Here is a 5706-nt window from a genome sequence, read left to right as displayed (position 1 = left end):
ATTACCCCTGACTTTATCCAATCCAATACCTCGCCTTACATCACGTATGTCAGCGTCAGTATTTTCTATTAATGCGAGTAACCCGCTTCACTTTGTAGGTGACACATGAACCGCCATTGTTTTCGTTTGATCTTCAGCAAACCCCTGGGCTTTTTGATCCCGGTGGCCGAAATCACCACCACCACCGGCAAAGGTCGCCAGGGCGGCCAGGTTCTGGGCCACGCCGCCCCTTGCGCGCCGGGCTTTCAGTTGCAGTCGCTGTTTGCCAGCCTGCTGACGGTGATTCGCCCCGACGCCCGCCGTGGCGGGCTCAAGGGCGCCATGTTGTGGCGCATTCTGGCCACCGCCGCGTTGCTGCCGGGCGTAACCTTCGCCGACATGGTGGTCGACCCCAATGGCGGGGCCAACACCCCGGGGATGTCGTCCTCGGCCAACGGCGTGCCGGTGATCAACATTGTCGATCCAAACGCCAAAGGCTTGTCCCACAACCAGTTCCAAAGTTTTGACGTGGTGCAGCCGGGCGTCATTTTCAACAACAGCATGACCGACGGTGTCTCGCAGATTGGCGGGTACACCATGAACAACCCCAACCTGAACCATCAGGCCAGCGCCATTCTGGTCGATGTCACCGGCACCAACCCGAGCAGCCTGTCCGGCGCCCTGGAGGTGTTCGGCGGCACGGCGGACCTGATCATCTCCAACCAGAACGGCATCAGCCTCAATGGCGTGTCGACGATCAATGCCAACAGCCTGACCACCACCACCGGCAAAGCCGTGGATTCGCCCGATGGCCTGCAATTTCTGGTCGAGGGTGGCAAGGTCAAAATCGAAGCCGGCGGGGTCGACACCAGCGGCCTGACCTACTTCGACGTGGTGGCGCGCAGCATCGAATTGCAAGGCGCGGTGGGCTCGGCGGATCAAAAGACCGACATCAGCCTGGTGGCGGGTCTGAACACCTATAACGCGGCGACGCGCACCACGACGGTCAACAGCACCTCCGGCGCCAACACCCCGGAATTTGCCATTGACGGCGGACTGGCCGGCGCGATGTACGGCCACAATATTTCCCTGACCAGTACCGAAAGTGGGGCCGGGGTGCGTCACCAGGGGCTGATCAAGTCCAGCGCTGACATTGCCATTTCGGCCAATGGCGACGTGGGCCTGGCCACGCTGGTGGCCGGCGGCAAGGTCGGGATCGACACCACCGGTTCGATTGCCATCGGCAATGGCACGGCGGGCCAGGGCATTGACGCGCAAAAAGCGGTGACCCTGCAGGCCGGCCATGGCATCACGGTCAGCAACGACATCAAAGGCGAGACCTTGCAGATTACCGCCAGTGATCTGCTGATTCAGAGCGCCAACCTGATTGCCACCCAGGCCGCCGGGACCGGCTCGGTGAGCGCGATCACGATCAAGGTCGGTAACTTCACCTTGAGCGGTACCCTGGTGGCCGTGGACTCGGCGGGCAATCCGTTCCCGGCCAGTCAGCCGCTGATGCTGCACAACGGCCAGTTGATGGTGAAGATCAACGAGACGGACTACAGCACCAGCTTTACCCTGTCCGCCACGGCCATGATTCTGTCGGCCAACGGCGTCTCGATTGAGGCCGATAACTTCCTCAACGATGGCGGGGTGATCCAGGACACCGGCAAAAGCGGCATCAACATCACCGCGCAGCACCTGGTGAACAAGGGCATTGTGGCCACCAAGGGCGACTTGAATCTAGTCGCCGATGTGCTGGAAAACCTGTGCACCGGCATTAACCAGACCTTGTGCATCGGTTTTCTGGCCGGCGGCGATGCCAATGTCCAGGCCGGGACCCTGACCAACGATGCCGGCTTGGGCGCGGCCGGCGACATGAACCTGACGCTGGGCAATGACAGCAGCAACGGCGTGCACGGCTCGATCAGCGGCGGCAAGAACCTGCAGGTGCAGCAGGCGCCGGGGAGCACCGTCCACCTGAGTTCCGATGGCGAAATGTACAGCGGTGGCGACTTGCTGGTGGTGCTCAACGCGTTGTCGCTGGGCGGGGACTCGACCATGAGCGCCGGCGGCAGCGCCACCCTGCAAATCACCGGCACCCTGGAAAGCGCGGGCAAAATTGTCGTGGGCAAGGACCTGCACGTCACGGCGACTGACGTCATCGCCAATGTTGGCAGCTCGATGACCGCCGGCCATGACGTCAACGTCGTCGCCAAAAACAGCTACACCAGCAGCGCCAATACCCTGGTGCGGGCTGAGAATACGGCCCATATCGAGGCGCAGGAATCGCTGAGCAACGGCGGCATCGTCTACGGGGCGAAGCGGGTTGACCTGCTGACCGATGGTACGCTGACCAACGGCGCGGGCGTGGCCATTTCCGGCGAGGTGATCACCCTCAAGGGCGATTCGTTGACCAATGAAAACGGCGCGACCATTGGCGCCTCGCAGCTGGTGGATATTGACGTCACCGGCGACGTGGTCAACGACGCCTCGGTGATCACCGCCGGCACCCAGGTCAACATCAATGCCGGTGGCACGGTGTCGAATACCAACGGGGCGCAGATCATCGGCGGTGACGTGGCGATCGATGCAGCGAAGGTGGTCAACAACGACTCGATGATCGTGGCCAGCGACTTGGTCATCAACAGTGCCGGGGATGTGGATTTTTCCGGTCCATCGTCCATCGTCTATGGCGATTCGATTGCCATCAACAGCCTGGGTAACCTGCACAACAGCGCCGGCAGCCTGGTGTATGCCGAGACCGGGGTGGCGCTCAACAGCCAGGGCTCGGTGACCAACGATACCGATGCCATCATCTATGGCGCCAACGAGGTCAAGATCTCGGCCAACGGCGACGTGACCAATGCCAGCGGGGCGCTGATCGACAGTGACGCCAGCGTCAGCATCACCGGCACCAACGTGACCAATACCGAGGCCGCGGCGATTACCGCGGACCAGGTGGCGATCAATGCCAGTCAGAATGTGCTCAACGCCAAGGATGCCACGATCGTCGGTCAGGACAGCGTGCAGGTCAAGGCGCTGAATGGTTCGGTGACCAACACCGACGGTGCGGTCATGTCCGGCTCCACCCTGGCTGTGCAAGCGGTGGACATCACCAACCAGAACAGCGCCAAACTGCTGGGCGATGACCTCACCCTGACGGCCAGCAACAACTTCAAAAACACCAGCGGCGGCTCCATCAAGGCGTCCAACAGCGTCACGGTCGACAGCAAGAACTTTGCCGCCTCGAGCAGCGAAATCCTCGCCGGCAAGGATGTCAGCATTGCCACCGACACCTATACCAACACGGGCAATATTGCCTCCCAGGACACCGCCACCCTGACCATCAAGCATGGCGGTGACCTGACCCTGTCCTCGACGCAAAAAGCCCCCGTGGCCGCGCAATTGTTGACCCTCAACGCCCACGACGTCACGGTCAACGACGCGCTGAACAACCCCGGCAGCATTCAGATCAATGCCAGCGGCAAAGTGCAAAACAATGACGCCATCGTGACCGGCAAAAGCCTGTATGTGACTGCCAGCGAGTCGATTGTCAACAACACCCACTCGCTGATCTGGGCGGCCGATGACATCGTCCTCAAGGCCGGTACGGCGATCAACAACCTGGAAGATGCCCTGATCATGGCCGGCGATGCCATCTCGCTGACCGCCCATGACATCCTCAACTACGCCGGGCGTATCAGCGCCGGCGGTGATTTGACCCTGGAAGCGGCCAACATCACCAACCAGGGCATCAGCACCGGCGGGCTGGTGCAGGGGCCGCCGACCACCACGTCCGGGTATTACAAGTGGTACCACGATGCGCGCTATGACGAGATGTGGATCTCCATGGACCTGCCGACCTACAGCTCTGACCGCACCACCAAGCAGGCGGTCATGGAAAGTGGCGGCAATGTCGCGATCAACCAGGGCGCCAACAAGGGCACCGGCTCGAACGTGACCAACCAGGACGGCCTGATTGTCGCCAGCGGTAACATGGCCATCGACGGCAACCTGAAAAACATGACCTCACACGACGACCTGGCGTTGTCGACCTACCTGAAGACCCCCAGCACCATCACCATCACCGTCAAGGATAAGCTGGCGTGGAACGATCCCACGACGGCGACTTACCCAAGCATGTGGGCCATGCTGGACGAAGTCTTTACCGGCGATGACAAACATAAGATCTGGGGCGCCTATAACTATTATGATGGCGACACCGTCAACGCGCTGAAGAACATCGACGATCCGAAGTTCAATCAGGTCATGGCCGCGACCCTGGGCGCCGATTGGCGGACCCAGGACTATGACACCCTGTCCAAGCGCTGGGACGCGTATGTCAAGGGCGAAAGCCCGGACCCGGTCAAGTCCTATTATGCCTCCACCCAATCGGAGATTGCCTCCGGTGGCAACTTCGTGCACACCGGTGGCTCCTTTGAAAACGGTGGCGGGCTCGTCGAGCAAAAAACCGTCGACGTCAGTATCGGGAAAAACGACACCACGGCCATTGCCGGTGATTTCGACAGTGACTATGCCTACAAAAATGCCTTCGACCCCAAGGCGCCGTTGTCCGAGCTCGAAAACGCGATGAACCCCAGCTACGTCCAGGACAACCTGGTCAACAACGATTTGTTGTTTCAACAATCGACCAAGCCGGCGCCTTTCGACCCCGATGCGTTTGCCGCGGCTGGCCTGGAAGCCAAACAGAATGGCGCCAACGGCTCCGCCACGATGACCCCGATCGTGCCGCTGTATGAAACACGCATCGAGTACGTGGACCAGAGCCAGTTTTACGGTTCCTCGTACTTTTTCGAGAGCGTGGGTTATCACGCCGACGCACCGGTGTCGGTGATCGGTGATGCGTATTTTGACAACATGATGATCAACCAGACCATCCAGGCCACGTCGGGTACTTACATGACCGTGACCTACGGGGTGTCCGGTACCGACATGACCAAGATGCTCATGGACAACGCCGGGGTTGAAGCCGAGCGCTTGGGCCTCACCGTGGGCGTGCCCCTGACCCAGGAGCAATATGACAGCCTGGAACTGGACATCGTCTGGTACGAACCGGAAGTGGTCGATGGCGTGTTGGTGTTGGTGCCGAAGGTGTATTACTGCCCGGCCACGCTCGAAGCCATGGCCAACACCAAAGAAGCGGATTCGGTGATCCAGGCCGGCGGCAGCCTCACGACCGACAACACCGACTTCAACAACGTCAACGGCGTGGTCAAGGGCCAGGACGTCACCATCACCAGCAGCGGCGATGTCAACAACCAGGCCACCGGCGGCAGCCAGGGCGGCATCTACGCCAGCGCCGATGGCGGCAAACTGGTCATCGATGCGGCCGGTGATGTCAACAACCAGGGCGCCACGATCAAAGGCAATCATGTACAGGTCAAGGCCGGCGGCGACATCACCGCCACCACCACCATGACCTATGACAAGGATGGCTCGCTGGTCTCGCGCAGCACCGGCGATATCATCGGCAGCGGCTCGGCCTCCACGGTCCACCTCACGGCGGGCAACGATGTGGTGCTGACCGGGGCCGACGTCGCCGCGGTGCGGGTGGCCGTGGATGCGACCAACCTGATCATGAACGATGTCAAGGAGGTCTCCTCCTCGCACAAGGACACCGAAGAAAGCGGCTTTGCCTGGCATAACAGCAACATGCAAGAAAGTGCCAGCGCCACCGGGGTCAGCAGTAACATCGTCGCCGGT

The 5706-nt window shown here is 60.9% G+C and carries 1 protein-coding gene; it reads left to right on the top strand.

Annotated features, from left to right (window positions below):
• Nucleotides 1–105: 105 nt before the first annotated feature.
• The coding region (locus ACIPL2_RS34880; protein ID WP_401365309.1) for a filamentous hemagglutinin N-terminal domain-containing protein at nt 106–5706 on the top strand (5601 nt) is incomplete at its 3' end.

This window comes from Pseudomonas sp. NPDC086251, from assembly GCF_044746405.1.
In the GTDB taxonomy this organism is placed as follows: Bacteria; Pseudomonadota; Gammaproteobacteria; order Pseudomonadales; family Pseudomonadaceae; genus Aquipseudomonas.
This window is presented reverse-complemented; position numbering and strand designations above follow the sequence as displayed.